21 protein-coding genes, 6 tRNA genes and 2 other RNA genes are annotated in these 25,535 nt (G+C 52.1%); 19 read left to right on the top strand and 10 right to left on the bottom strand.

The window, feature by feature from the left end; all coding sequences use genetic code 11:
• Window positions 1-145 precede the first annotated feature (145 nt).
• Window positions 146-1,381, top strand: coding sequence for an ion channel protein (locus HV334_RS07380; RefSeq protein ID WP_049281508.1), 1,236 nt, complete (start codon window positions 146-148; stop codon window positions 1,379-1,381).
• On the opposite strand, the gene HV334_RS07375 is transcribed toward HV334_RS07380, so the two are convergent.
• A complete protein-coding gene (locus HV334_RS07375) occupies window positions 1,382-3,034 on the bottom strand; it encodes a thiamine pyrophosphate-binding protein (protein WP_181221359.1) in 1,653 nt (550 codons plus the stop codon).
• A 182-nt stretch (window positions 3,035-3,216) separates the two neighbouring features.
• On the opposite strand from HV334_RS07375, the gene mgrA reads away from it, so the two are divergent.
• The 5 genes from mgrA (at window position 3,217) to HV334_RS07350 (ending at window position 9,208) form a co-directional block, all read left to right on the top strand.
• Window positions 3,217-4,215 carry an L-glyceraldehyde 3-phosphate reductase gene (mgrA, locus tag HV334_RS07370; protein ID WP_016153905.1) on the top strand — a complete coding sequence of 333 codons (999 nt, stop codon included), beginning with the start codon at window positions 3,217-3,219 and terminating at the stop codon, window positions 4,213-4,215.
• A 128-nt stretch (window positions 4,216-4,343) separates the two neighbouring features.
• Window positions 4,344-4,673, top strand: a complete 330-nt coding sequence (ypeC, locus tag HV334_RS07365) for a DUF2502 domain-containing protein YpeC (protein WP_181221358.1) — start codon at window positions 4,344-4,346, stop codon at window positions 4,671-4,673.
• A gap of 402 nt (window positions 4,674-5,075) precedes the next feature.
• Window positions 5,076-6,635 (top strand): PTS transporter subunit EIIC, encoded by a 1,560-nt coding sequence (locus tag HV334_RS07360; RefSeq protein ID WP_016153907.1) that lies wholly within the window; start codon window positions 5,076-5,078, stop codon window positions 6,633-6,635.
• Window positions 6,636-6,651: 16 nt separating this feature from the next.
• Entirely contained in the window at window positions 6,652-8,004 is a 1,353-nt protein-coding gene (locus HV334_RS07355) for an adenylosuccinate lyase family protein (protein WP_181221357.1), read from the top strand.
• On the top strand, window positions 7,997-9,208 hold the full coding sequence (locus tag HV334_RS07350) for an amidohydrolase family protein (RefSeq protein ID WP_181221356.1): 1,212 nt from the start codon (window positions 7,997-7,999) through the stop codon (window positions 9,206-9,208). The genes HV334_RS07355 and HV334_RS07350 overlap by 8 nt, the downstream gene beginning before the upstream one ends.
• Here HV334_RS07350 and HV334_RS07345 read toward each other — a convergent pair.
• Both HV334_RS07345 and HV334_RS07340 read right to left on the bottom strand, forming a co-directional pair.
• The gene (locus tag HV334_RS07345; RefSeq protein ID WP_181221355.1) at window positions 9,201-10,748 is read right to left on the bottom strand and encodes a hypothetical protein; all 1,548 of its coding nucleotides are present in this window, start codon (window positions 10,746-10,748) and stop codon (window positions 9,201-9,203) included. The genes HV334_RS07350 and HV334_RS07345 overlap by 8 nt on opposite strands.
• A gap of 83 nt (window positions 10,749-10,831) precedes the next feature.
• Window positions 10,832-12,070 (bottom strand): Nramp family divalent metal transporter, encoded by a 1,239-nt coding sequence (locus HV334_RS07340; RefSeq protein ID WP_016153911.1) that lies wholly within the window; start codon window positions 12,068-12,070, stop codon window positions 10,832-10,834.
• 344 nt (window positions 12,071-12,414) lie between these two features.
• Between HV334_RS07340 and nupC the strand changes: the two genes are divergently transcribed.
• The gene (gene nupC, locus HV334_RS07335) at window positions 12,415-13,617 is read left to right on the top strand and encodes a nucleoside permease NupC (RefSeq protein ID WP_016153912.1); all 1,203 of its coding nucleotides are present in this window, start codon (window positions 12,415-12,417) and stop codon (window positions 13,615-13,617) included.
• Between the two features lie 153 nt (window positions 13,618-13,770).
• Here nupC and HV334_RS07330 read toward each other — a convergent pair.
• Window positions 13,771-13,846, bottom strand: a tRNA-Ala gene (locus HV334_RS07330).
• A 42-nt stretch (window positions 13,847-13,888) separates the two neighbouring features.
• Window positions 13,889-13,964, bottom strand: a tRNA-Ala gene (locus HV334_RS07325).
• Between the two features lie 221 nt (window positions 13,965-14,185).
• On the opposite strand from HV334_RS07325, the gene HV334_RS07320 reads away from it, so the two are divergent.
• On the top strand, window positions 14,186-14,548 hold the full coding sequence (locus HV334_RS07320) for a YfeC-like transcriptional regulator (RefSeq protein WP_047499824.1): 363 nt from the start codon (window positions 14,186-14,188) through the stop codon (window positions 14,546-14,548).
• Between the two features lies 1 nt (window position 14,549).
• On the top strand, window positions 14,550-14,942 hold the full coding sequence (locus HV334_RS07315) for a YfeC-like transcriptional regulator (RefSeq protein ID WP_016153914.1): 393 nt from the start codon (window positions 14,550-14,552) through the stop codon (window positions 14,940-14,942).
• A 56-nt stretch (window positions 14,943-14,998) separates the two neighbouring features.
• On the opposite strand, the gene gltX is transcribed toward HV334_RS07315, so the two are convergent.
• Window positions 14,999-16,414: a glutamate--tRNA ligase gene (gltX, locus tag HV334_RS07310; protein WP_005130009.1), complete on the bottom strand. Its 1,416-nt coding sequence runs from the start codon at window positions 16,412-16,414 to the stop codon at window positions 14,999-15,001.
• Window positions 16,415-16,672: 258 nt separating this feature from the next.
• On the opposite strand from gltX, the gene HV334_RS07305 reads away from it, so the two are divergent.
• The 6 genes from HV334_RS07305 to HV334_RS07280 all read left to right on the top strand — a co-directional run bounded on the left by HV334_RS07305 (window position 16,673) and on the right by HV334_RS07280 (window position 17,380).
• Window positions 16,673-16,748, top strand: a tRNA-Val gene (locus HV334_RS07305).
• A 46-nt stretch (window positions 16,749-16,794) separates the two neighbouring features.
• A tRNA-Val gene (locus HV334_RS07300) sits at window positions 16,795-16,870 on the top strand.
• Window positions 16,871-16,916: 46 nt separating this feature from the next.
• Window positions 16,917-16,992, top strand: a tRNA-Val gene (locus HV334_RS07295).
• Between the two features lie 4 nt (window positions 16,993-16,996).
• A tRNA-Lys gene (locus tag HV334_RS07290) sits at window positions 16,997-17,072 on the top strand.
• Between the two features lie 29 nt (window positions 17,073-17,101).
• Window positions 17,102-17,226: non-coding RNA, RtT sRNA (locus tag HV334_RS07285), on the top strand.
• A 29-nt stretch (window positions 17,227-17,255) separates the two neighbouring features.
• Window positions 17,256-17,380: non-coding RNA, RtT sRNA (locus HV334_RS07280), on the top strand.
• An 80-nt stretch (window positions 17,381-17,460) separates the two neighbouring features.
• On the opposite strand, the gene HV334_RS07275 is transcribed toward HV334_RS07280, so the two are convergent.
• The gene (locus HV334_RS07275; RefSeq protein WP_016153919.1) at window positions 17,461-18,387 is read right to left on the bottom strand and encodes a LysR family transcriptional regulator; all 927 of its coding nucleotides are present in this window, start codon (window positions 18,385-18,387) and stop codon (window positions 17,461-17,463) included.
• An 89-nt stretch (window positions 18,388-18,476) separates the two neighbouring features.
• On the opposite strand from HV334_RS07275, the gene HV334_RS07270 reads away from it, so the two are divergent.
• Window positions 18,477-19,475: a bile acid:sodium symporter family protein gene (locus tag HV334_RS07270; protein ID WP_016153920.1), complete on the top strand. Its 999-nt coding sequence runs from the start codon at window positions 18,477-18,479 to the stop codon at window positions 19,473-19,475.
• Here HV334_RS07270 and HV334_RS07265 read toward each other — a convergent pair.
• From HV334_RS07265 to zipA, 3 genes are all read right to left on the bottom strand, one after another.
• Window positions 19,472-19,690, bottom strand: a complete 219-nt coding sequence (locus HV334_RS07265; protein WP_016153921.1) for a DUF3820 family protein — start codon at window positions 19,688-19,690, stop codon at window positions 19,472-19,474. The two genes, HV334_RS07270 and HV334_RS07265, sit on opposite strands and share 4 nt — an antisense overlap.
• 1 nt (window position 19,691) lies before the next feature.
• A complete protein-coding gene (ligA, locus tag HV334_RS07260; RefSeq protein WP_142417578.1) occupies window positions 19,692-21,707 on the bottom strand; it encodes an NAD-dependent DNA ligase LigA in 2,016 nt (671 codons plus the stop codon).
• Between the two features lie 71 nt (window positions 21,708-21,778).
• A complete protein-coding gene (zipA, locus tag HV334_RS07255) occupies window positions 21,779-22,759 on the bottom strand; it encodes a cell division protein ZipA (protein ID WP_181221354.1) in 981 nt (326 codons plus the stop codon).
• 230 nt (window positions 22,760-22,989) lie between these two features.
• Here zipA and cysZ point away from each other — a divergent pair, with 230 nt between their 5' ends.
• The 3 genes from cysZ to ptsH all read left to right on the top strand — a co-directional run bounded on the left by cysZ (window position 22,990) and on the right by ptsH (window position 25,527).
• Window positions 22,990-23,751 carry a sulfate transporter CysZ gene (gene cysZ, locus HV334_RS07250; RefSeq protein ID WP_016153924.1) on the top strand — a complete coding sequence of 254 codons (762 nt, stop codon included), beginning with the start codon at window positions 22,990-22,992 and terminating at the stop codon, window positions 23,749-23,751.
• Window positions 23,752-23,914: 163 nt separating this feature from the next.
• Complete coding sequence (gene cysK, locus HV334_RS07245) at window positions 23,915-24,886, top strand: cysteine synthase A (protein ID WP_005121957.1); 972 nt, start codon at window positions 23,915-23,917, stop codon at window positions 24,884-24,886.
• A gap of 383 nt (window positions 24,887-25,269) precedes the next feature.
• Window positions 25,270-25,527: a phosphocarrier protein Hpr gene (gene ptsH / locus HV334_RS07240; RefSeq protein ID WP_002913505.1), complete on the top strand. Its 258-nt coding sequence runs from the start codon at window positions 25,270-25,272 to the stop codon at window positions 25,525-25,527.
• The last annotated feature ends 8 nt before the right edge of the window (window positions 25,528-25,535 follow it).

Below are 25,535 nucleotides of genomic sequence, written 5' to 3'. Positions count from 1 at the left end.
CATAACAACAACGCCCTGAAGGCTGATGCCCGTGGAAAATCGATCCAGATCACATAATTACTTTATCGTTTCAGCACCATTTGCAGCGATGCGGTTGCGCAGGCTGTGCAAACTATGTCTATGACTCTGTTTTAAGGAATAGAATATGCTTCATCCACGAGCCAGAACGATGCTCTTGCTATCAACTCCTGCGCTAATTATTGGTATTGCCTCCAGCCTGGTGTTGATCGTTGTGATGAAAGTGGCGTCCGTTTTACAGCAATTTTTGTGGGAACGCCTGCCCGTTAGCATCGGTATTGCCCAGGACTCTCCGCTGTGGATTATCGGCATGCTGACGCTCACGGGGATCATGGTCGGGTTAGTTATTCGCTACAGCCAGGGTCACGCGGGACCGGATCCTGCCTGTGAGCCGTTAATTGGAATGCCGGTCCCCACCTCAGCAATTCCGGGCTTGCTGGCAGCGCTCATCCTCGGCCTGGCGGGTGGCGTCAGTTTGGGTCCGGAACACCCGATCATGACCGTGAATATCGCACTGGCTGTGGCGCTCGGCAGCCGTATGTTTCCCCGCATTGCTAAGCTGGACTGGACCATCCTCGCCTCTGCCGGCACCATCGGCGCGCTATTTGGCACCCCCGTTGCCGCCGCGCTGGTCTTTTCACAAACGCTGAATAGCTCGGACAATGTTCCTTTGTGGGATCGCCTGTTTGCGCCGTTAATGGCCGCCGCCGCGGGCTCGCTGACCACCAGTCTGTTTTTTCACCCCCATTTTTCACTGCCCATCGCGCACTACACGCAGATGCACGTGATCGATATCCTCAGCGGTGCGGTCGTTGCCGCCATCGCCATTGCCGCCGGGATGGTGGCTGTCTGGTGTCTGCCGCGTTTACACCATTTAATGCATCGATTGAAACACCCGGTCCTGATTCTTGGGGCAGGCGGCTTAATCCTCGGCATTTTAGGCGTTATCGGCGGACCGCTTACCTTGTTTAAAGGTCTGGACGAAATGCAGCAAATGGCATTTAGCCAGACGCTGGGAGCATCGGATTATTTCATGCTCGCCGTGATCAAATTGGCGGCATTAGTGGTTGCAGCTGCGAGTGGTTTTCGCGGCGGGCGAATTTTCCCGGCAGTATTCGTTGGGGTCGCGCTTGGCCTGATGCTGCACGCCCACGTTGAAGCGGTGCCAGCGGCCATTACCGTCTCCTGCGCGATTCTTGGACTGGTGCTGGTCGTCACCCGTGACGCCTGGCTGAGCCTGTTTATGGCAGCAGTGGTGGTGCCAGATTCCACCCTGCTGCCGCTCCTGTGCATCGTCATGCTGCCCGCCTGGCTGCTGCTGGCGGGCAAACCGATGATGGTCGCCGAGCGCACCGATAAGTAGTTAGCCTCCGTTACGCGTTTCCAGCGCACGGGTCACCGTGCGCAATAGCTCAGGAAGATCGGCTTTCGGTAGTACCACCTCAATTAACGACAATCGTTGCGGATGGGACAAACGGGCCAGCACTTCTTCCAGTTGTACCGCCTGCTCCACACGCCAGCACTCTGCCTGACATTCACGACAAAACGCCTGCGGCACCTGCGTCCAGTTCCAGGCGGCGATATCGTTATAGCGCTGATTTGCGCCATGTATGGCCCGCTCCACGGTATAGCCGTCATTATTTAGCAGCAAAATAACGGGAGATTGCCCGTCTCTGAGCATAGAGCCCAGTTCCTGAATGGTGAGCTGCGCCGCACCATCGCCAATAATCAGGATCACCCGGCGGTCCGGGCAGGCGGTTTGCGCGCCAAATGCAGCCGGGAGCGCGTAGCCGATAGACCCCCACAGTGGCTGAACCAGCACCTCCGCTCCACCGGGTAGCGTGAGCGCAGCCGCACCAAATGCAGCGGTCCCCTGGTCGACGAGGATAATGTCATTGGGCGCCAGATACTGCTGCACCGTATGCCAGAAATTTTCCTGCATCAGAGGTCCCTTCTCAACCTGAATACGTCTAACTGGCGGGCGTTCTGGCGGCAGTGAAAAGGACATCTCCAGACACAGCTCCCGCAAGGTGGTTACCGCCTGCTCCATCGGGACGTTAAACCAACGGTTTCCAATCCGTGAGGCATGTGGCTGCACCTCAATCGTGCGCTCCTGTGGTAACTGTTGCGTAAACCCGGCGGTCAGAGTGTCAACAAATTGTGTGCCAACACATACTATCGTGTCGGCATCTTCTATCGCCTGACGTACATAGTCGCTGCTGGCTCCAGCGCTGTAGGTGCCGACAAACGCCGGATGGCGCTCATCGAATAGCCCTTTGCCCATCAACAACGTGGCGTGGGCCATCGGCGTTTCCGCCATCCAGCGTTGCAATACCGGCTGCAGGCCAAAGCGTTGCGCGAGAACGTCTGCCAGAAGCGCTACGCGCGGGCTGTCCAGTAACCGCTCGCGGGCATGGTAGCGAAACGCTTCTGCCACGCTGCTTTCTGGCTCGCTCAGAGGAACAATCAGGATGTCATTCGGCGGCGTGGTGCGCTGTTTTGCCACATCAGCAGGTAACATCAGATAGCCCGGTCTGCGTTCGATGAGCATTGTTCGCAGCACGCGGTCAATTTCATAACAGGCGTTTTGTTCATCCAGCACTGCGCTGGCCGTCGTCACCGCCTGCTGCATACGATAAAAATGCTGAAAATCACCGTCCCCAAGGGTGTGATGCATCAACTCCCCACGACGTTGAGCACCGCGACAGGGCGCGCCAACAATATGCAAAACAGGAACATATTCCGCATAGCTTCCCGCGATACCGTTAATCGCGCTTAACTCACCCACGCCAAACGTGGTGAGCAGCGCCCCCACCCCGGATACCCGGGCATAGCCATCCGCAGCATAAGCCGCATTCAACTCGTTCGCACACCCGACCCAACGTACGCTGGGATGTTCAATCACGTGGTCAAGAAACTGCAAATTATAATCGCCAGGCACACCAAAGAGATGGCCAACACCACAGCCTGCCAGCCTGTCCAGCAGATAATCAGCAACGGAATACGGGGTTTGCATGACAGCTTTCCTTCTGACGGTAACCTCATGTTGAGTATCGAAGAACTGTGATGACTGTCCAGGAAAGTCGCTGTGAAGGGGGTGGAAAGCAAGATGTACAGTTTTCATCCCTAAATTTAATTGCAGCTGGCCTTGTGTAAACGTATACACTCAAAGTCACACCTTATCTGACAGGAGGCTATATGGCTTATCAGGCTGCTGAAAATCGTTATCAGACAATGGAGTACCGCCGCTGCGGTCAGAGCGGCCTCAAGCTCCCGATTGTATCACTGGGGTTGTGGCACAATTTTGGTGATACCACGCAGGTCGAGAACAGTCGGGCGCTGTTACAGCGTGCATTCGATCTGGGGATCACCCATTTTGATCTGGCGAATAACTATGGTCCACCGCCGGGTTCAGCGGAGCGAAATTTTGGTCGCATCCTGCAGGAAGATTTTTTACCGTGGCGAGATGAGCTGATCATCTCCACCAAAGCGGGTTACACCATGTGGGAAGGCCCTTACGGGGACTGGGGTTCACGCAAATACCTGATTGCCAGCCTCGATCAAAGCCTGAAGCGTCTGGGGCTGGAGTATGTCGATATCTTCTACCACCATCGCCCCGACCCTGAAACACCGCTCAGAGAAACCATGCGCGCACTGGATCATATCGTCCGTCAGGGCAAAGCGCTGTACGTAGGCCTCTCTAACTATCCGGCTGAACTTGCCAGACAAGCGATTGAAATACTCGACGATTTAGGTACGCCATGCCTTATTCATCAGCCCAAATATTCTATGTTTGAGCGTTGGGTCGAAGAGAGCCTGCTGTCGCTTTTACAGGAAAAAGGCGTCGGTAGTATCGCCTTCTCACCGCTGGCTGGCGGGCAGTTAACCGACCGCTATCTGAACGGTATTCCTGCGGATTCTCGCGCCGCAAGCACCAGCCGTTTTCTGAATCCGGACCAGATCACCCCACAAAAACTGGAAAAAGTTCGAGCGCTGAACGCACTGGCAGAGCGACGGGGACAAAAGCTGTCTCAGATGGCGCTCGCGTGGGTTCTTCGGGAAGACAAAGTTACGTCTGTGCTGATTGGCGCCAGTAAACCGGCGCAAATTGAAGATGCCGTCGGCATGCTGGCAAACCGTCACTTTACGCCTGAAGAGTGCGCGGAGATTGATGCCATTCTGAGTCGGTTGAAATAAAGACACATTTATTAACAAAAAGTGCTCTCACTTGCGATTTAAGAGTTGTGGCGATGAAACGGGGCTTTACTGCCCCGTAATATTACGTTAACAGGCCGGCTACGGCTCGATCGTGAAGGAGAGAAAACATGTTCAGGTCACTGATTCTGGCGGCAGTCTTAATGGCTTTTACACCGCTGGCCGCGAACGCTGGCGAAATCACCCTGCTGCCATCAATAAAATTGCAAATTGGCGATCGCGATAATTACGGTAACTACTGGGATGGCGGCCGCTGGCGCGACCGGGATTACTGGCACCATAACTATGAGTGGCGCAAAAACCGCTGGTGGCGTCATGACAACGGCTACCATCGTGGCTGGGATAAACGCAAAGCTTATGAACGCGGCTATCGAGAAGGCTGGAATGACCGTGACGACCATCGCGGTCGTGGGCACGGCGGTCACGGGCATCGTCATTAAGAAAAGGAACCTGCGATAACAGATAATTTTTAACAATGGCAAAGGGTTCCGTTCACCGTATGTTCATTGTTTCTCTGAAACCCTCATTCCCGTAACGGGCAAGGGAGGCTCACCGTCTCCCTTGCCACCCAGGCTTCCGGCAGGAAAAATCGTCACTTCGTGATCTATTCGCCTTATGTCGTCTTCCTTCGGATCGCTTCAGTACGCTGACTTTCAGTTCAATCCGTTTCGCTTTAATAAAAAATACCTTTGCAGCTAATCAATCCTTAAGTGACCAGCATTAGCCTGCAGGCTGCTTTTTTATGGTCAAATCCTGCGCTTTTTATTTTTCACTATTTGCCCTTGAGCAAAAATCTCCTGAACGTATCTTATCCTCAAGAGAATTCACGTCAGGATTAACTTATGAATGCTAATTTTAAGAATGAAATTCAGACATTCGGTCGATCGCTATTATTACCGATCGCCGTACTGGCGCCTGTGGGGATGGTCATGGGAATTAGCGCTGCGTTAGGGCAGAGCTATATGATTGATAAACTCCCCTTTCTGGGCAATGAAATTTTCAGAGCAATTCTCTCTTCTCTGGGATTAATCAGCAGCGTCGTTTTTAATAATATTCCTTTACTGTTCGCGATGGGTGTCGCCTACGGTATGTCTAAAAAAGAAAAAGGGATTGCTGTATTTGCATCCGTCGTGGCTTACCTGACTCTGCTTATCGCCATGCATGTGCATCTTAAGCTGGCGGGTACGCTGGCGAAAGAGGATATGGCTTTCGTCGGACAGGGAATGGTATTAGGTATTCAGACGCTGAAAATCGAAGCGCTGGGCGGTATTATTGCCGGGCTGCTGGCAGCTAAAATAACCGACCGTTTTTACCGGCTGCAATTACCTCTCGCTTTCGCCTTTTTCAGCGGTAAAAAATCCGTCGCGATCTTAGCCATTGCTTTTTCCATTCCCGTCGGCTTGATCATTCCTTTTATCTGGGATCTGTTTACCGCAGGTATGCGCGCCATATCAACAATAATGATGGCACCCAACATTGGTGCAGGTATCTATATGACGCTCAATCGCCTGCTGATCCCGTTTGGCCTGCACCACGTTCTCAGTTCCACCGTGCGTTTCACCGCGGCAGGCGGTACGTACCTGATTGACGGGCAGACCTATGTCGGTATTTTGCCCGCTATCAATAAAATCCTGTTTGAGCTTGGTCCCACCCATCCGGCCTGGAAAGAGTATATGCCGACGCTCACCAGCTATCTTGCCTCATCACAAATGCTCACGACGCTGTTCCGCGTTCCGGCGATTGGTCTGGCGATGTACCACATGGCCTATTTCAAGAATAAGAAATTTGCCAAAGGGATGATCCTGACCGTGGTGCTGACCGCCATGCTGGGGAATATTACCGAACCGCTGGAGTTCTCCTTCCTGTTTATCGCGCCAAAACTCTTTATTGTCTATGCGGTACTCTGTGGCTTATTGACCATTCCACTGCAATTACTGGAAGTCTCCATCGGCTATATTCGCGGCACCATTTTTGATTTTGGTATTTTCGGTTTGATGTATGAACACACCCAATGGATTAATTTAATTATCCTCGGCGTGATTAACTTTGTTGTCTTCTATTTCGTCTTCCGCTTTGCGATCGGTAAATTTGATATTAAGACCCCAGGCCGCGAGAGTGAAATCGCTGACAGCACCTTACTGAACAATAAAGAGTACGACAAAGTCGCCGAACTGGTGATTCAGGGGCTGGGCGGGACAGACAATATCAAGCGCGTTGAAAACTGCGTTTCACGGTTACGTATTGATTTGAAAGATCAGAAAAAAATGGACATGGCCATTCTTAAAGAATCTGGCTCGCTGGGAACCTTTATCCCCTCCAGCAACCATGTTCATGTGGTATTCGGCCCACACGTAGAATTTGTCCGTAACGCGGTAGACGACCGCCTCGTCGGTGCGAAATAAATTCAAGGAGATAGTAATGCGTGCACTGTATGATTCAAAAAGCAAAACGATCGACGATCGAGGAATGAAATCTCTCCTCGCGCAGCCAGCGCGGGTACAGTCATGGCTCGATGTTGAAGCCGCCCTGGCTCAGGCTCAGGCCGGACACGGCATGATCCCCGCCAGCGCCGCAGTCAATATTACCGCTAACTGCCACGTGGATAAGATTGACCTGACGGAAATGGAACGCCTGCTGCGCGAGATTGGTCACGGCTTCGTTCCGGTCATCAAAGTACTGGTCAAAGCCTGTGACAGTGAAAGCGGAAAATACGTGCATTACGGCGTCACCACGCAGAATATTCAGCAAACCGCACAGCTTTATCTGGCAAAGCAGTTCGATACCATCATGCAGGGTTTTGTGGACGATATTCTGCGTAACCTGGCAAAGATGGCATCTGACCATAAAGCAACGATTATGGCCGGACGTACCCACGGTAAGCACGCGCTACCCATAACCTGGGGCTATAAAGCCGCCGTGTGGATTGATGAGTTACTGAGCGCCCAGCAGCGCATGCAGGAAGCGGAAAAACGCGTCTTTACCGTGATGATGGGGGGAGCCGTGGGCGCCTTCCACGCGACCGGTGAAACCGGCCGCCGGGTTCAGGATAGCGTTGCCCAAAAGCTGGGAATGCATTCAATGGCGATTCCCTCCCGTAACTCGCGCATTTACCGCACTGAATACATCAGTAATTTGTGCCTGCTGGCGACGACGTTACACAAAATAGCCGAAGAGGTTTATCAGACCTCAAGCGAAGAGTTTGCCGAAGTTTCAGAAGCCTTCACTAAAGGCACCGTTGGCAGCAGCACCATGCCGCAAAAAGTGAATCCTAAACTGGCGAAGGGGATCATCGCCAACGCGCAGAAATTGTACTCAGTAATGACCTCCTGCCTGTATGTCAGCCCACGTCCCTTCGAAGCAGACAGCTCCGCTTACTTTATCTTTGACGGTAATATTCAGGAGAGTATGGAGTTAATGGCTGAGATTGTGATGCGAGCCGAAGAGTTGACGCGGACGCTGGTCATCAATCCTGGTCGTATGCGCCAGAATGTGCAGTTAACGCATGGTCTTATTAATAGCGAAAAAATCATGATGCAGCTGGTGGAAAGGCTGGGCAAAGATGCCGCACATGAACGCGTCTACCAACTGGCAATGCGCAGCACGCATGAAGGCATCCCCTACGCTGATGTGCTGCGTGATGACCCTCTTATTCGCCAGCACTTTAGCGACTCAGAAATTAATACGCTGCTGGATCCTGCTCACTACATCGGCCTTTGCGCAGAAATCGCCGAGGAAACGGCCGCTCGCGTATGGGAGAAAGACAATGGCTGATCCCCTGCTTTCTCTGGCAAGTGAACGCATTGTCACCCCGAATGGAATCGAAAGCGGCTATCTGCATATTGAAAGCGGACGTATTTCTGGCCTCGACAGTACGCCACGCGGAAAAATCGTCGATTATCGCCATGCCATGCTGATGCCCGGTTTTGTGGATATTCACGTTCACGGCTGGGGGAGAGGGTCGTTTGCCTGGAGAGGTGAACGCCGTTCTTTGCAGGCGATGAGCCGGGATCTGGTTAACGCCGGGGTTACCGCGTGGCTTGCAACATCAGCCACCCAGCCGGAAACGTTCTTGCTGGAGAGTCTTTCCACCGCCGCAGACTGGATTGCAGACGCAAAAGCGGAAGATGGTGCCGAAGCGGTGGGTATTCATATGGAAGGCCCCTTTATTAACCCTGCATACAGCGGAATGCAGAGCAAGGACGCGATTCAACCACCCGGTATCGAAGGATTCAAACGCTATCAGCACGCCGCGAGGGGAAATATCCGTCTGATGACGCTCGCACCCGAACTGCCGGGCGCCCTGGCGCTAATCCGCTATTTACGCCAGTCAGGCGTCACCGTGTCAGCCGGTCATACCGACGCCACCTTTGATGAAACCACTCTCGCTATTGAAGCCGGTTTAACCCACTTTACCCATGCCTTTAGCGCCATGCGCGGGCTGCATCACCGGGAGCCTGGCGTGGTGGGGGCGCTGATGTACCATCAGAATACGTATGCCGAGGTGGCAAAGCAGAGCGGGATTACGTTGCGACCAGAAGTGTTCGACATTCTCTATCGGTTGAAAAAAGATCGCCGGTTGGTCATGGTCAGCGATTGTCTGGGATATGTGGATTTTCCCGAAGGATCTGAATTCCACCATTACCTGCGCCAGGAGACGTTTCGCATTCACAATCATTGTCTTGAAATCACCGACCACAGCGGAAAGACCCGAACGGTTTCACCCACGGAGTGGTCCGAATTGTGCAAACTGGAGATGAGCTTTCTGGACTCCGTGAAAAATGTGGTCGACAGGCTGGAAAAAGGCTGGGTTTCAGCCGCGCAGATTGCCTGCCTTAATCCGGCAATCCTGGCGGGTGTTGACGCGAGAAAAGGCAGCCTGACGTCAGGAAAAGATGCCGATATTCTCGTGTTGGGTGCAGAGTTAAACCTGGAAGCCGTCTGGTGTCGCGGCGTTTCGCAACCTCTGGCTAAATAAAAATATCACTGTAATGCATATCAAGAAAAATTTTTAACGCCTCCTGGCTCATTCCCTGAACCTGCTGAATAAATTCCTCAGCAGGTATTTTTTTGCGCGCGGAGGGAAGTCCATTTTCGCGTAATAACAGGAGATCGTCCTGCGTGAGCCAGAAATTCACTTTGACATAATCCAGCCCGGCGAAGCGGAGATGACTCGATATCTTGTTTGTAAAGGTAATCAGCAGGTCGAATTCGAGCTGCTGAAGCCGCGCAATCTCATTGATGTTGATGCAGGCGGGGATTTCAATATGGAAGCGGGAGAAAAGCATCTCTTTAAAATAGCCGACCTTACTCTCTGACGAGTTCGTCACAATAATGACCCGCTTCTTCTTATCGCCAACAACCCGATTTTTGAGCGCATACTTTTTGATAATCAGCACCAGGGTTGCCAGGTGAATAGCAGAAAAGGTCGTTTGCCAGTGATGTTCAATCTCCTTCACCGCATACTGGACATGATCCCATAGCTCAGGATAGCGTCGCTGGACATCATGGAGCTTTTTATCATCGAACCAGAGATGAAATTTATTCTGGATGATGGCGGCATAGATAAAATTATAAATCTCCGCAAACCAGGCGTGCTGATTGTGAATGGTGTTCTCCAGACATCCGGCTAAAGCGTGACAGGTGCGCTTAACGTAAGAGACCAGCCGGGCGTCGTATAATGTGAAGGGGCGATGAGTAAACGTCAGTGAAGCAATCAGCAGATCCAGACAGATATTTTCATCCGCATCAGGCAATACGCCATAAGGAAAGGTCGTCAAAAACTCAGCCGCCGAACTCTCCGTAATTCTGTGTCCCCTGCGGATACGGTGCAGGGCAAGGCTAAGATAGACCAGTAAGTATTTTCTGCCGTTATATCCCAAGGCGATGACCGGACTGATTTTATCTTCGTAATAGTCTGCCGCCTGGTTTATCTCTGCAGCACACTGATGAAGAAACTGTTCGGCAATTGAACGGCCTGTCGGCTCATTGGCCTGGTGGGCGATAAGTCGGTGATCCTCACCAATTTCGACCGTTTTTAGTATCGTCATGCACGCCGCCAGCCGCAGCTGGAACTCATCCCCCGCAAGCCGGGAGCCCTTACGCGGGATACTTTGCACAATCAGATCGCGTTCCTGCACCAGGCTCATCATGACGGGATTATCATTTTTTACCGTTCCCGCACTGACATAAAATTTTTTGTAATAATCATTTTTATTCACGACATCGTGCAAACAGAGCGCCACAAAGAGATCCTTCACCCTCTCTTCTGCCGTAGTGATATAGCGATTAAACTGGACGCGCGCTAAAAACTGTCGGTATTCGCTGTAGCCAATCCGGGTGGTAATAAACTGATTATCCTGATGTAGCTGGACATTTTCTGGCAGAAGTTCATTGAGCTCTTTCATTGTCCGTTTTAGCGTGGAGAGCGTTTTACCGAAACGCTCGACAGCCTCTTCAACGGGGAGCGGACTGTTGTCCTGGAGATATTTCAGGAAAGAGAGATCAAAGTGATTCATGAACGCCTGCCAGTTAATTATGCAGGGCACATAATAGAGGAAAAGCTCAATTAAAACCGTGACCCGTCGCGAGTCACGGTTGATTATAGCCCCATCGCCGTGCCTGCCAGTAGCCAGAGATTGAGCGCCACGACCAGTATCACAATGACCCAGCCAATCTGTTTAACGCAACGACGATTGACCAGATCCCCCATCAGCTTACTGTCGCTGGTGAAGATCAGCAGCGGCACCAGCGCCAGCGCGATACCAAAACTGAGCAACACCTGACTCATCACCAGAATACGGGTCGGATCCAATCCCATCAGAATCACAATAAATGATGGCATCATGGTGACGGTACGGCGTACCCATAGCGGAATGTGAAAACGGATAAACCCTTGCATCACCACCTGCCCCGCCAGCGTACCGACCACGGTAGAAGAGAGTCCCGCAGCCACCAGGCTTAAACCAAACACCGTCGCTGCAGCGTGACTCAACAACGGTTCAAGTGTCAGATACGCCTGATCGAGATCGGCAATACCGGTATGCCCGCTAAAATGAAATGCAGCGGCAGCCGTCGCCATCATCGCCAGATTGACAAATCCGGCAATCGTCATGGCGATAGCCACATCCCATTTAGTGGCCGCATAGCGCTGTTGGCGTGTTCCGCCGTGCAAATGCTGAGTTAAGGAAGAGTGCAGATAAATGACGTGCGGCATGATAGTCGCACCGAGTACCCCAGCGGCCAGGAACACCGCTTCGGAATTAGGCAGGCTTGGGATCACCATTCCCTTACTAAGCTGCGCAAAGTTCGGTTGGGAAAAAACCAGCTCCACAATGTAAGCCGCGGCCACAAACAGCAGCAGGCCGCCAATCACCTTTTCCAGCGGTTTTTGACCGCGACGCTGCAGCATCAGAATTAAGAACGTCGCGATACCGGTGAGTACGGCCCCTTGCAATAAGGAAACGCCGAGGATCAGTTTGAAGCCAATCGCAGCGCCAATAAATTCAGCAAGGTCTGTTGCCATAGCGATAATTTCTGCCTGCACCCAGTAGAACCACACCACCGGGCGAGGATAATGATCGCGAATTTGCTCCGCCAGGTTTTTACCCGTAGCAATGCCGAGTTTTGCCGACAGCACCTGAATCAGCATCGCCATCAGGTTTGCCCAGACCACCACCCACAGCAATTGATAACCAAAGCTGGCCCCTGCCTGGATATTGGTGGCGAAGTTACCCGGATCGATATAGCCGATCGCCGCGATGAACGCAGGTCCCATTAATGCGAGCTTCAACTTGCGCGCTGCCCGCCCACTGCTACTCTCAACGCGATCGTTAGTCATTTTAGTGCCTCAGAAACATAGCCTTTGCTATATTTCAAGCTACGCCTACTGAGAATGATTATCAAATTCATTTTAATGGGTGACGTTGATTTTTCTGATAGCGTTTGTCTATGGATCGATAAGGATTCTGGAAATACCGGCGAGATGTTTAATTATTGTTATGAGAATAGCACAATGACATAACTTTTCACTTCCATACTAAACATAACGGAAGTGTATCACCGATCACTAATTTTGAATCTCGTCACAGGTCCTTATTATAGTGTGTGTTTGATCTCGTTTTCTTTATGGTTGTTACATAGAATGTGCACGAAAACTAAACCTGCCTCATATTTGGAGCAAATATGGACCGCGTTCTTCATTTTGTCCTGGCCCTTGCCGTGGTTGCGGTACTCGCACTGCTGGTAAGCAGTGACCGTAAAAAAATCCGCATTCGTTATGTTATTCAATTGCTTGTTATCGAAGTGTTACTGGCATGGTTCTTCCTGAACTCTGATGTCGGTCTGGGCTTCGTGAGAGGCTTCTCCGAGATGTTTGAGAAACTGCTCGGGTTTGCTAATGAAGGGACTAACTTTGTCTTCGGTAGCATGAACGATAAAGGCCTGGCATTCTTCTTCCTGAAAGTGCTTTGCCCGATCGTCTTCATCTCCGCCCTGATCGGTATTTTGCAGCATATCCGCGTACTGCCGGTAATCATCCGCGCGATTGGTTTCCTGTTATCCAAAGTAAACGGTATGGGCAAACTGGAATCCTTCAACGCCGTCAGCTCTCTGATCCTGGGTCAGTCCGAGAACTTTATCGCCTATAAAGATATTCTCGGCAAAATGTCTCGCAACCGTATGTACACCATGGCAGCAACGGCGATGTCGACCGTTTCCATGTCTATCGTCGGCGCGTACATGACCATGCTGGAACCGAAGTACGTGGTTGCGGCGCTGGTTCTGAACATGTTCAGCACCTTTATCGTGCTGTCGCTGATCAACCCTTACCGCGTTGATGCCAGCGAAGAAAATATCCAGATGTCTAACCTGCACGAAGGCCAGAGTTTCTTCGAAATGCTGGGTGAATACATTCTGGCTGGTTTCAAAGTGGCAATTATCGTTGCGGCGATGCTGATTGGTTTCATCGCACTGATCGCTGCCCTGAACGCCCTGTTCGCCACCGTGACCGGTTGGTTTGGCTACAGCATCTCCTTCCAGGGCATCCTGGGTTACATCTTCTACCCGGTTGCATGGGTAATGGGTGTGCCGTCCAGCGAAGCGCTGCAGGTAGGCAGTATCATGGCAACTAAACTGGTTTCCAACGAATTCGTTGCGATGATGGATCTGCAGAAAATCGCCGCTACGCTCTCCCCGCGCGCAGAAGGCATCCTGTCCGTGTTCCTGGTTTCCTTCGCTAACTTCTCTTCCATCGGTATTATCGCTGGTGCGATTAAAGGCCTGAACGAAGAGCAAGGTAACGTGGTTTCTCGCTTTGGTCTGAAGCTGGTGTACGGCTCTACGCTGGTGAGCGTACTGTCCGCATCTATCGCCGCACTGGTGCTGTAAGCGTAAGACAACGTCGCAGTGATAAGACCGGGGAGATTCATATTCTCCCCGGTTTTTTTATGCCTGCGATTCAGCAAACCGAAGAGCTAAAGAGTAAGAACTGGCAGGATGCAGAAACAAAAAACCCCCGCTTTTCAGCGAGGGTTTAAATTTTGGTGGAGCTAAGCGGGATCGAACCGCTGACCTCTTGCATGCCATGCAAGCGCTCTCCCAGCTGAGCTATAGCCCCACGATGCTTTTACGTACGTACCAAATTCATTGGGATTAAATTTGGTGGAGCTAAGCGGGATCGAACCGCTGACCTCTTGCATGCCATGCAAGCGCTCTCCCAGCTGAGCTATAGCCCCATTACGTAAAGCTTGTCGAGTTGACGGGCGGCATCATATGAATTCCCTTCGCGTGTGTCAACGGCAAAATTAACTCATAGAATTCAATCGCTGAAAAAGCAGTCAAATGAAGAACATTGCGTAACAACTCGCATTCAGTAGTTAAACGCGTCACGGTTTCTACTAAAATGGTGCTATAAAATGAACCACTAATTAACCCCACGACTATTCAGGGAATCGTTATGTTCAAGGAACGGATGACGCCAGAAGAACTTGCTAATCTGACCGGATACAGCCGACAGACCATCAATAAATGGGTACGCAAAGAAGGTTGGGCGACATCACCAAAACCAGGCGTTCAGGGCGGTAAAGCCCGGCTGGTTCACGTCACCGAACAAGTTCGTGAATACATTCGCAGCGCTGAGCGTTCAGCCGAAGGTTTGTCAGATAACTTATCGATATCCGGCGATACCTCTGTTGAAGCGCTGCTGATTAGGCTCGCCAAAGAAATGACACCGACAGAACAGAAAATGTTTACCTCACTGATCCTGCGTGAAGGCATTACGGGTTTATTACAGCGTTTAGGGATCCGCGAAAACAAATAATATGAAAAAATTACGCAGCAAAATGACGACCGAAGAGCTGGCGGAATGTCTCGGGGTTGCCAAACAAACCGTCAATCGTTGGATCAGAGAACAAAACTGGACTACCGAAAAGTTTCCCGGCGTTAAAGGTGGTCGTGCAAGACTGATTCATATTGACTCCAGCGTCCGCGCGTTTCTGCTCAATATTCCCGCTTTTCGCAAAGTTCCTGAAGTTTATCAGGCTGAAGAACCGCTGGCAGAATACACCCACGTAGTACGCAGCCACGCGTGTCGCCAGATAATTAGCGCACTGGACAACATGTCCCCAACGGAACAAGAAAAGCTGGCGATGTATATTTCGCGCGAAGGTATTCGCACTTTTCTTACTCGTTTGGGTATTGATGAGTCTGAATAACAGGCAAAAAAAACGGCAGGATACGCTCCTGCCGTTGTTTCATCGGTCAATCAGTCTTATTGCTGGCTTTCACGCTCAGCAATAAACGCCAGCGCTTTATTAATACGCTCAATGCTGCGGGATTTACCAATCGCATGCACCGTAACGTCTAACGCTGGGGACTGACCCGCGCCGGTAACGGCTACGCGCAGCGGCATCCCGACTTTACCCATGCCAACTTCCAGTTCATCAGCCGTTGCCTGAATCGCATGGTGCACGTTTTCTGCCGTCCACTCGCTAATCGCAGCCAGCTTGTCGCGAACCACTTCCAGCGGCTGACGCGCAACCGGGCGCAGGTGTTTCTTCGCTGCATCAGCGTCGAACTCGGCAAAGTCTTCGTAGAAGTAGCGGCAGCTCTGCGCCATCTCTTTCAGCGTTTTGCAGCGCTCACCGAGCAGTTTAACCAGCTCTGACAGCTGCGGGCCTACGCGGGTATCGATATTTTCCTGCTCAATATGCCACTGCAGATGGGTTGCTACATATTCCGGTGCCAGCGCATTAATATAGTGATGGTTCAGCCACTGCAGTTTTTCGGTGTTAAACGCACTCGCAGACTTGCTCACCGCACCAAGGGAGAACAGTTTGATCATCTCTTCACGGGTGAAAATTTCCTGATCGCCACTGGACCAGCCCAGACGCACCAGATAGTTCAGCAGCGCTTCCGGCAGGTAACCGTCGTCGCGGTATTGCATAACGCTGACCGCACCGTGACGTTTGGAGAGTTTTTTACCATCGTCACCGTTGATCATTGATACGTGTGCGTAAACTGGCACCGGCGCGTTCAGCGCTTTCAGGATATTGATCTGACGCGGAGTGTTGTTGATATGGTCTTCACCACGAATAACGTGGGTGATTTCCATATCCCAGTCGTCGACAACAACGCAGAAGTTGTAGGTCGGGGAACCGTCGGTACGGCGAATGATCAAATCATCCAGCTCCTGGTTGCTGAATTCAATCGGCCCACGGATCTGGTCGTCAAAAATAACGGAACCGTCCTGCGGGTTGGCAAAACGAACCACGCAAGGTTCATCAGCAGCGTGATGCTCGTGGCCGTGGCGGCAGCGGCCGTCGTAACGCGGCTTCTCACCGTTCGCCATCTGCTCTTCGCGCAGCGCGTCCAGACGCTCTTTAGAGCAGTAGCATTTATATGCGGTGCCTGCTTCCAGCATTTCATCAATCACCGCGTTGTAGCGATCAAAACGTTTGGTCTGGAAGTACGGGCCTTCATCCCATTCCAGATTCAGCCAGTTCATGCCATCCATAATGGCTTCAATAGCTTCCGGAGTGGAGCGTTCGAGATCGGTGTCTTCAATACGCAGCACAAACTCACCGCCATGGTTGCGTGCAAAAAGCCAGGAATAAAGAGCAGTACGCGCACCGCCGACGTGCAGGTAGCCTGTCGGGCTTGGCGCGAAGCGAGTTTTGATTTTCATGAAATGGCCTTACGTTTATAAAGATGCCGACAACCGGCAAATCCAGGGAAGATTATCAGGCTCGTATTCTATCACCGTGGTCTGATTCCTCAATGTTGTTCAGGTTGGAACATTACGCTTTGCCATTTTCGTATACAAATCATGCCGCACGGACTGTTTTGCGATCGTTTTGTTTAAATTTACGACGAACGAACAATTTCTTTAGAAAATGCGTTGACTCATTTTCAACTCTCCCTATAATGCGACTCCACACAGCGGGGGTGATTAGCTCAGCTGGGAGAGCACCTCCCTTACAAGGAGGGGGTCGGCGGTTCGAACCCGTCATCACCCACCAACTACTTTATGTAGTCTCCGCCGTGTAAAACAAGAAATTGAGAAGTGGGTGATTAGCTCAGCTGGGAGAGCACCTCCCTTACAAGGAGGGGGTCGGCGGTTCGATCCCGTCATCACCCACCACTTTCTCGCCAGCTGGATTTCTTGTTAAAATGTGAAGTACCGAAGTGGGTGATTAGCTCAGCTGGGAGAGCACCTCCCTTACAAGGAGGGGGTCGGCGGTTCGATCCCGTCATCACCCACCACTTCGGGTCGTTAGCTCAGTTGGTAGAGCAGTTGACTTTTAATCAATTGGTCGCAGGTTCGAATCCTGCACGACCCACCAATGTAAAAAGGCGCCCTAAAGGCGCCTTTTTGCTATCTGCAATTTATAAGATTCGAACCTGCAGCAGGTCGAGTCGAACGTAGTGAGACAACGGAGCCGTTTACGGCGACGGCCCGAAGGGCGAGCGAAGCGAGTCATCCTGCACGACCCACCATTGTAAAAAGGCGCCCTAAAGGCGCCTTTTTGCTATCTGCAATTTATAAGATTCGAACCTGCAGCAGGTCGAGTCGAACGTAGTGAGACAACGGAGCCGTTTACGGCGACGGCCCGAAGGGCGAGCGAAGCGAGTCATCCTGCACGACCCACCAATGTAAAAAGGCGCCCTAAAGGCGCCTTTTTACTATGCAGAGAAGAACCATTTCCCCTCTGATAACCACCAGTGTGAGCGTTATAACTGATACAACGGATCGCGGGCGCGGGCTGCGGTTAATTCACTGGCCTGCATACGCACCACATCCCACAACGCCTGAGCAGCGGTTGATAAAGAGCGGTTTTTACGTCGGGCCAGCATCAGTTGCCGTTCAACAACCGGCGTCAGGCGCTTAACCTGCAAGTGACTGCCCTGCGGTAAGGGGAGCGCCAGCGCGGGCAGCACGCTGATGCCAATCCCCGCCTCAACCATCGGAAACAGCGTGGCGGGATGGCCAATCTCCTGAACGATATTGGCATCAATGGAAAAATGGGCCAGCGCAGCGTCGATCAGCGGTCGACTACCGGAAGCATAATCCTGTAGCACCAGGCGTTCATGATACAAATCCTGCCAGTTCACCCACTCTCGTTGGGCTAACGGATGATCCTGGCGACACAGCAGCAGGAACGGTTCGGACAGCACGGCTTCACACTGCAAATCGGTGACTGCGCCGGGATCAATCACAATGCCAAAATCCACTTCTCCCTGGCGAATACTCTCCAGCACCCATTGCTGTGGCCGGTCGTGCAGCACAAAATCGATAGCCGGATAAAGCTGATTACTCTGGGCAATACACTGCGGAATAAGATGAGCAGAGATCGTCTGGCTGGCGGCAACCCGCACCGTGCCGGTTAACTGCGTTCCTACCTGTCCGGCTTCGCGCAGCGTGCTATGCAATTCATCCAGAATACGTTCCAGCCGCGCCGCCAACTGGTGTCCGGCCTCCGTCAGTACCACTTCCCGCGTCGTTCTGTCCAATAACCGCACACCCGTCTGCCCTTCCAGCTCTTTTACACTATGGCTGACCGCCGACTGGCTTAAGCCGATGATATCCCCCGCCCGGCTAAAGCTTTTGGCCTGAGCGACGGTGACAAAGATACGCAACTGACGCAGAGAGTAATTCATCTATTCGATTCATATATGGATGCAATAAATCAATTTTATTTCTCAAACGGAAAAAAGCAAAATGTTACTACCGAATTTCAGGAGTCTTTATGAAACTTTTTCGTATTCTTGATCCGTTCACGATAACGCTGATAACCGTTGTTTTGCTGGCGTCCTTTTTCCCGGCCGAAGGTGGTTTTGTGCCTTTCTTTGAAGGCTTAACCACCGCCGCCATTGCCCTGCTGTTTTTTATGCACGGGGCGAAACTCTCGCGTGAAGCCATTATTGCCGGTGGTAGCCACTGGCGTTTGCATCTGTGGGTGATGTGCAGCACGTTTGTTGTCTTCCCGGTTCTGGGCGTTCTGTTCGCCTGGTGGGCACCGGTCAACGTTGACCCGATGCTGTACACCGGTTTCCTGTACCTGTGTATTTTGCCTGCCACTGTGCAGTCAGCCATCGCTTTTACGTCGCTGGCGGGCGGTAACGTTGCCGCCGCCGTTTGTTCTGCTTCGGCCTCCAGCCTACTGGGTATTTTTCTCTCGCCGCTGCTGGTAGGGCTGGTGATGAATATGCACGGCGCAGAAGGCAGCCTGGAGCAGGTGGGAAAAATCATGTTGCAGCTGCTGCTGCCGTTCGTGCTGGGTCACCTTTCACGTCCGTGGATTGGAAACTGGGTTTCTCGACATAAAAAATGGATCGCGAAAACGGATCAATCCTCTATTTTGCTGGTGGTGTACTCCGCCTTCAGTGAAGCCGTCGTTAACGGGATCTGGCACAAAGTGGGGGTGGGTTCACTGCTGTTTATCGTGGTGGTCAGCATCATACTGCTGGCAATCGTGATTGGCATAAATGTCTTTGTTGCGCGCAAATGCGGCTTTAACAAAGCTGATGAAATCACCATTGTATTCTGCGGTTCGAAAAAGAGCCTGGCGAACGGGATCCCAATGGCCAATATTTTGTTCCCGACTTCGGTGATTGGGATGATGGTGCTGCCGTTGATGATCTTCCATCAAATACAGCTAATGGTGTGCGCCGTGCTGGCGCGTCGCTACAAGCAACAGACGGACGCATTGCAGGCGCAACAGAAAAGCCGCGCCGCGAAGGCTTAAAGAGGACGTTTCAGGGGCTGCACCAGTTGCGTCAGCCCCTCAGTTTTAATCAGCAGCGTGATTTGCATCAGCTCGCCAAGCTTGCCCGGCGGGAATTCATCCTTACGGGCAAACCACAGCAGATACTCTTCCGGGACATCAATCAACCGACGCCCTTTATATTTGCCAAAGGGCATCACGGTATTGGCGATGTCAACCAGCTGCTCTTTTTCCATCTCAGGCACCCAGTAAGCGGATCATTTCAGCTTCATCGATCACGGCAATACCCAGTTCCTGAGCTTTTGCCAGTTTCGAACCCGCCGCTTCACCGGCAATCACCAGATCGGTTTTCTTCGACACGCTACCGGCCACTTTTGCACCTAACTCGGTCAGTCTCGCTTTGGCGTCATCGCGCGACATCAGGCTCAGGCTCCCGGTCAGCACCACCGTTTTACCTGCGAAGGGGCTGTCGATTTCTTCAGCGTTAATGACCACCGGCGCTGGCCAGTGGATCCCCTGCGCCAGCAGTTGAACAATCACCTCGCGGTTGCTCTCTTCGGCGAAGAAATTAAACACGTGCGTCGCCACCACAATGCCGACATCCGGCACTTTTTGCAGCTCTTCAATGGAAGCGGCTTCCAGCGCGTCAAGCGTGCCAAAATACGCCGCCAGACCAGCAGCCGTAGCTTCGCCGACTTCACGAATGCCTAGCGCATAGAGGAAACGGGCAAACGTGGTTTCTTTCGCTTTTTCCAGCGCGTTGACCACGTTTTGCGCCGACTTCGGCCCCATACGATCAAGCCCCGTCAGTTTACCGGCGGTCAGGGTGAAAAGATCCGCCGGCGTGTGGACATACTCTTTCTCGACCAGTTGATCGATAATTTTGTCGCCCATACCGTCAACGTCGAGCGCGCGGCGGGAAACAAAGTGTTTCAGCGATTCCTTACGCTGTGCTCCACAGATTAAACCGCCGGTGCAGCGAGTGACCGCTTCGCCTTCCACACGTTCAACATCAGAGTTACAAACCGGACAATGCGCTGGAAACACAATTTCGCGGGTATCTTCCGGGCGTTCAGAAAGCACGACGTTCACCACCTGCGGGATGACATCGCCCGCACGGCGAATGACGACTTTATCGCCAATACGCAACCCCAGACGCTCGATTTCATCAGCGTTATGCAGCGTTGCGTTACTGACCAGCACCCCGGCAACCTGGACCGGCTCAAGGCGGGCGACGGGCGTAATCGCCCCGGTACGTCCAACCTGAAACTCAACATCGCGTACAAAAGTCATCTGCTCCTGTGCCGGGAACTTAAAGGCCACAGCCCAGCGCGGCGCGCGGGCAACAAAGCCCAGTTGCTCCTGCAACGCCATGGAGTTGACTTTGATCACCACGCCATCGATATCAAATCCCAGCGTTGGTCGGTCTTCTTCAACCTTGTGATAGTAAGCAAGTACTTCCTCCGGGGAGTCGCAAAGCGCCACTCTATCGCTTACCGGCAGGCCCCACTCTTTAAATTGCAGCAGGCGGCCCAGATGGGTATCTGGCAGCGCGCCGCCTTCCAACACACCAACGCCATAGCAGAAGAAAGTAAGCGGTCGCTTCGCTGTGATACGTGGATCGAGCTGGCGTAATGAACCGGCCGCCGCGTTACGCGGGTTAGCAAACACTTTGTTGCCAGTGCGGCGGGCCTCTTCGTTAATTTTTTCAAATCCGGCCTGTGGCAGGAACACTTCACCGCGCACTTCAAGACGTGAAGGGATGTTTTCGCCACGCAGTTTTAACGGGATTGCGCGAATGGTGCGCACGTTAGAGGTAATGTCCTCACCCGTAGTGCCATCACCACGCGTTGCGGCGCTGACCAGCACACCGTTTTCATACAGGATACTCACCGCCAGGCCGTCCAGTTTCAGTTCACAGCACCAGGTCAGTTTATCGGTACTCTTTAGCCTGTCCTGCACGCGCTTGTTGAAAGCGAGAAAACTCTCTTCATCAAACACGTTATCCAGCGACAGCATCGGCACTTCATGGCGAATCTGGCTGAACGCGGTTAACGGCGCTGCGCCAACGCGTTGGGTTGGCGAGTCGGGGGTAACAAGGTCCGGATGCTGCGCTTCCAGCTCGCGCAGTTCGCGCATCAGGCGATCGTATTCCGCATCAGGAATTTCCGGCGCGTCCATCACATGGTAGAGATACTCATGATGGCGAAGCGTGGTTCGCAGTTCTGTCAGTTGTTGTTCGATTGATTCCATATCGCACCATCAATGATAAAAAACCCCCGACAGGCGGGGGTTTAGAAAGGAAATGTCACGCCAGAGGAAAATCAGGCGAGAGATTCTTTAACTTCGCGGATGCGGTCCTGATACTCGCGCAGTTTCTGCGGCGTCATCATGCGACGTTGATCGTCGAGCACCACACCACCCACTTCATCGGCAATGTGCTGTGCGGACTGCAGCATCAGCTTAAAGTTTTGCAGCTCGTCCCCGTAGGACGGAACCTGCATAAAAATAGTCACGCCAGGGGTGCTGAAGTCGCCCGTCATTTCTGGGTCAAACGTTCCCGGATTAACCATATTAGCGAGGCTGAACAGCGACGGACCGCTGCCATCCGGGCTCAAATGACGATGGAAAATATTCATATCGCCAAATTTGAAACCGGCCTGCTGAATGCTGTTGAGCAGTACTTCCCCGTTGAGCTCGCTACCATGATGAGCCGCAACGTTCATAATGATGACCGCTTCTTTACGCTGCGGTTTTTCAGCAACAGGCGCATCTTCTACTACCGGCTCGGGCTGCGGTTGATGTTCAACGACAGGCTCTGCTGGCTGGAAGGTCTGCGGCGCAGGTTGCGGTGCTTGCTGAGCAGGTTGCTGAACCTGCGGGGCAACAGGTTGCTGCACAGGTGGCTGCTGAACAGGCTGATGTTGCACCGGCTGCTGCGGCTGCTGAACATGCGGCGGCGGTACCGGCGCTTGTGCAGGCTGCTGCGCAGGCTGACGCGGCTGAGCAGACGCATAAGGCGGCTGGTACTGGTGTTGCGGCGACTGAGGAGGAACACCATGTTCCTGCGCATTACCGGGAGCATGATTCACACGATGAACGCGAACTTCGCCCACGCCTTCGTCTTCCTCGACGTTGTCGTCGAACGAATCCTCGTCTTCACGTTTAGACTTCATGCGTTTCAGTGGGCGATCGCGGAATATAGAAGACCGCTCTTTACGGCTAGTCCAAAAACCATGTACCAGTAAAGCGATTATGGCGATCGCGCCAACAATGATTAATATCAGACGCAAATCCTGCATCATTATATTCTCTGTTGTTCTAACACCTTGCCACCACGGCAAACATTTACTCACTAAGAGTATTTGTCGATTACGCCAAGTGCAAGTGTACTCTTGGCTTTCACGGCATAAAGATGAACAAAATTGTGCTTTTTGCTGTTTTTTCGAACATTTCCGAACAGCTTAACGCTCAACAACCCGGTAAGATACGCACAGTTTACCAGAGCTTATATAACAAGGAGTACGTCCTGACCATGGTTTCATCATCTGCAGTTGTACCTCGCAGCGGCCTTTATTACTTTTCTCAGGGATGGAAGCTCATCACCCAACCGGGCATTCGTCGTTTTGTTATTCTGCCTTTGCTGGTGAATATCCTGCTGATGGGCGGCGCATTCTGGTGGTTATTTACACAACTCGGTAACTGGGTTCCCGCGCTGATGAGTCACGTCCCTGACTGGCTTCAGTGGCTCAGCTATTTACTGTGGCCGATTGTGACCATTTCCGTGCTGTTGGTGTTCGGCTACCTGTTCTCCACTATCGCCAACTGGATCGCCGCACCGTTTAACGGTCTGCTGGCTGAACAGCTGGAAGCGCGCTTAACGGGCGCAACACCGCCCGACACCGGCATTCTCGGCATTATGAAAGACGTTCCGCGCATTATGAAACGCGAATGGCAAAAGCTGGCGTGGTATCTCCCGCGCGCCTTCGTGTTGCTGATCCTCTATTTTATTCCAGGCATTGGGCAGACCGTCGCCCCGGTCCTGTGGTTCCTGTTCAGCGCGTGGATGCTGGCCATTCAGTACTGCGATTATCCTTTTGATAACCATAAGGTGCCTTTTAAGGAGATGCGCGTCGCGCTGCGCACGCGCAAAGTGACCAATATGCAGTTTGGCGCGTTGACCAGCCTGTTCACCATGATTCCGGTGCTCAATCTGTTCATCATGCCGGTAGCAGTTTGTGGTGCCACGGCGATGTGGGTAGACTGCTATCGTGCTAAACACGCGTTATGGAAGTAATGCAAAAATGTGTAAAAGCGGGCTGGCTTATACCCGCTCTTATTCCATACTGCTACGCATTATTTCTCATCAGCATATAGATATGCGAATTCCTTACTTCCCCATACTTTCTCAACAGGTATGCTGAAGCGGTATCCCAATTTCATACAGTTAAGGACAGGCCATGAGTAAGATTTTTGAAGATAACTCGCTGACTATCGGTCATACGCCGCTGGTTCGACTGAACCGTATCGGTAACGGACGCATTCTGGCGAAGGTGGAATCACGCAACCCAAGCTTTAGCGTCAAATGCCGTATCGGTGCCAATATGATTTGGGATGCCGAAAAACGTGGTGTACTGAAACCTGGCGTTGAGCTGGTAGAACCGACCAGCGGCAACACGGGGATTGCGCTGGCCTACGTTGCCGCCGCCCGTGGTTACAAACTGACTCTGACCATGCCGGAAACCATGAGCATTGAGCGCCGCAAGCTCTTAAAAGCGCTGGGCGCGAACCTGGTGCTGACTGAAGGCGCAAAAGGTATGAAGGGCGCAATTCAGAAAGCGGAAGAAATCGTAGCCAGCGATCCGGAAAAATTCCTGCTGCTGCAGCAGTTCAGCAACCCGGCGAACCCGGAAATTCACGAAAAAACCACCGGCCCGGAAATCTGGGAAGATACCGATGGCCAGGTTGATGTCTTTATTTCCGGCGTCGGCACCGGCGGTACGCTAACTGGCGTGACCCGTTACATTAAAGGCACTAAAGGCAAAACCGATCTGATCACCGTCGCGGTAGAACCTACTGACTCCCCTGTTATCGCCCAGGCATTGGCGGGTGAAGAACTCAAACCTGGCCCGCATAAAATTCAGGGTATTGGCGCGGGCTTCATTCCTGGCAACCTTGATCTGAAGCTTATCGATAAAGTCGTTGCCATCACCAATGATGAAGCTATTTCTACCGCGCGCCGCCTGATGGAAGAAGAAGGTATTCTGGCAGGGATCTCTTCTGGCGCAGCCGTGGCTGCCGCGCTTAAGCTCCAGGAAGATGAATCCTTTACCAACAAGAATATTGTGGTTATCCTACCGTCATCGGGTGAGCGTTATCTGAGCACTGCACTGTTTGCCGATCTCTTCACAGAGAAAGAACTGCAACAGTAATGCCAGCATGTTAAAAACGCGTAAAAAAGCACCCTTTGGGGTGCTTTTTTGTGGCCTGCTTCAAATTTTCAACTCTCCTGGCATTGATTCAACCCGCCGGAACTGGTATTTAACCAAACTAATTATTTTGATGCGCGAAATTAATCGTTACAGGAAAAGCGCTAGCTGAATCGATTTTATGATTTGGTTCAACTCTTCCTTTCGCGGCATAATGTTTAATGACGAACGAAACGTCAGCGGCAAGAAGTTGCCAGCAACGGATTGCACCGAACTCCTTTTGTGTCGCGTCCAGTTTACGCCGATGCTAACAATACAGGCTAAAGTTGAACCGCCAGGCTAGACTTTAGTTCCACAACACTAAACCTATAAGTTGGGGAAATATAATGTTCCAGCAAGAAGTTACCATTACCGCTCCGAACGGTCTGCATACTCGCCCTGCTGCTCAGTTTGTTAAAGAAGCAAAAGGCTTTACTTCTGAAATTACTGTGACTTCCAACGGCAAAAGCGCTAGCGCCAAAAGCCTGTTTAAACTGCAGACTCTGGGCCTGACTCAGGGTACCGTTGTCACCCTGTCCGCAGAAGGTGAAGACGAGCAGAAAGCAGTTGAGCATCTGGTTAAACTGATGGCTGAACTCGAGTAAGTTCAACG

Origin of the sequence: Citrobacter sp. RHBSTW-00944, from assembly GCF_013615435.1 — a bacterium.
Lineage (GTDB): Bacteria > Pseudomonadota > Gammaproteobacteria > Enterobacterales > Enterobacteriaceae > Citrobacter > Citrobacter braakii.
Note: the sequence above shows the minus strand (reverse complement) of the source record. Positions and strands in the feature narration are given on the sequence as shown.

Coding starts and splice junctions, on each gene's coding strand:
- HV334_RS07380 (WP_049281508.1), top strand. CDS start 146: ATGCTTCATCCACGAGCCAGAACGATGCTCTTGCTATCAACTCCTGCG.
- HV334_RS07375 (WP_181221359.1), bottom strand. CDS start 3,034: ATGCAAACCCCGTATTCCGTTGCTGATTATCTGCTGGACAGGCTGGCA.
- mgrA (WP_016153905.1), top strand. CDS start 3,217: ATGGCTTATCAGGCTGCTGAAAATCGTTATCAGACAATGGAGTACCGC.
- ypeC (WP_181221358.1), top strand. CDS start 4,344: ATGTTCAGGTCACTGATTCTGGCGGCAGTCTTAATGGCTTTTACACCG.
- HV334_RS07360 (WP_016153907.1), top strand. CDS start 5,076: ATGAATGCTAATTTTAAGAATGAAATTCAGACATTCGGTCGATCGCTA.
- HV334_RS07355 (WP_181221357.1), top strand. CDS start 6,652: ATGCGTGCACTGTATGATTCAAAAAGCAAAACGATCGACGATCGAGGA.
- HV334_RS07350 (WP_181221356.1), top strand. CDS start 7,997: ATGGCTGATCCCCTGCTTTCTCTGGCAAGTGAACGCATTGTCACCCCG.
- HV334_RS07345 (WP_181221355.1), bottom strand. CDS start 10,748: ATGAATCACTTTGATCTCTCTTTCCTGAAATATCTCCAGGACAACAGT.
- HV334_RS07340 (WP_016153911.1), bottom strand. CDS start 12,070: ATGACTAACGATCGCGTTGAGAGTAGCAGTGGGCGGGCAGCGCGCAAG.
- nupC (WP_016153912.1), top strand. CDS start 12,415: ATGGACCGCGTTCTTCATTTTGTCCTGGCCCTTGCCGTGGTTGCGGTA.
- HV334_RS07320 (WP_047499824.1), top strand. CDS start 14,186: ATGTTCAAGGAACGGATGACGCCAGAAGAACTTGCTAATCTGACCGGA.
- HV334_RS07315 (WP_016153914.1), top strand. CDS start 14,550: ATGAAAAAATTACGCAGCAAAATGACGACCGAAGAGCTGGCGGAATGT.
- gltX (WP_005130009.1), bottom strand. CDS start 16,414: ATGAAAATCAAAACTCGCTTCGCGCCAAGCCCGACAGGCTACCTGCAC.
- HV334_RS07275 (WP_016153919.1), bottom strand. CDS start 18,387: ATGAATTACTCTCTGCGTCAGTTGCGTATCTTTGTCACCGTCGCTCAG.
- HV334_RS07270 (WP_016153920.1), top strand. CDS start 18,477: ATGAAACTTTTTCGTATTCTTGATCCGTTCACGATAACGCTGATAACC.
- HV334_RS07265 (WP_016153921.1), bottom strand. CDS start 19,690: ATGGAAAAAGAGCAGCTGGTTGACATCGCCAATACCGTGATGCCCTTT.
- ligA (WP_142417578.1), bottom strand. CDS start 21,707: ATGGAATCAATCGAACAACAACTGACAGAACTGCGAACCACGCTTCGC.
- zipA (WP_181221354.1), bottom strand. CDS start 22,759: ATGATGCAGGATTTGCGTCTGATATTAATCATTGTTGGCGCGATCGCC.
- cysZ (WP_016153924.1), top strand. CDS start 22,990: ATGGTTTCATCATCTGCAGTTGTACCTCGCAGCGGCCTTTATTACTTT.
- cysK (WP_005121957.1), top strand. CDS start 23,915: ATGAGTAAGATTTTTGAAGATAACTCGCTGACTATCGGTCATACGCCG.
- ptsH (WP_002913505.1), top strand. CDS start 25,270: ATGTTCCAGCAAGAAGTTACCATTACCGCTCCGAACGGTCTGCATACT.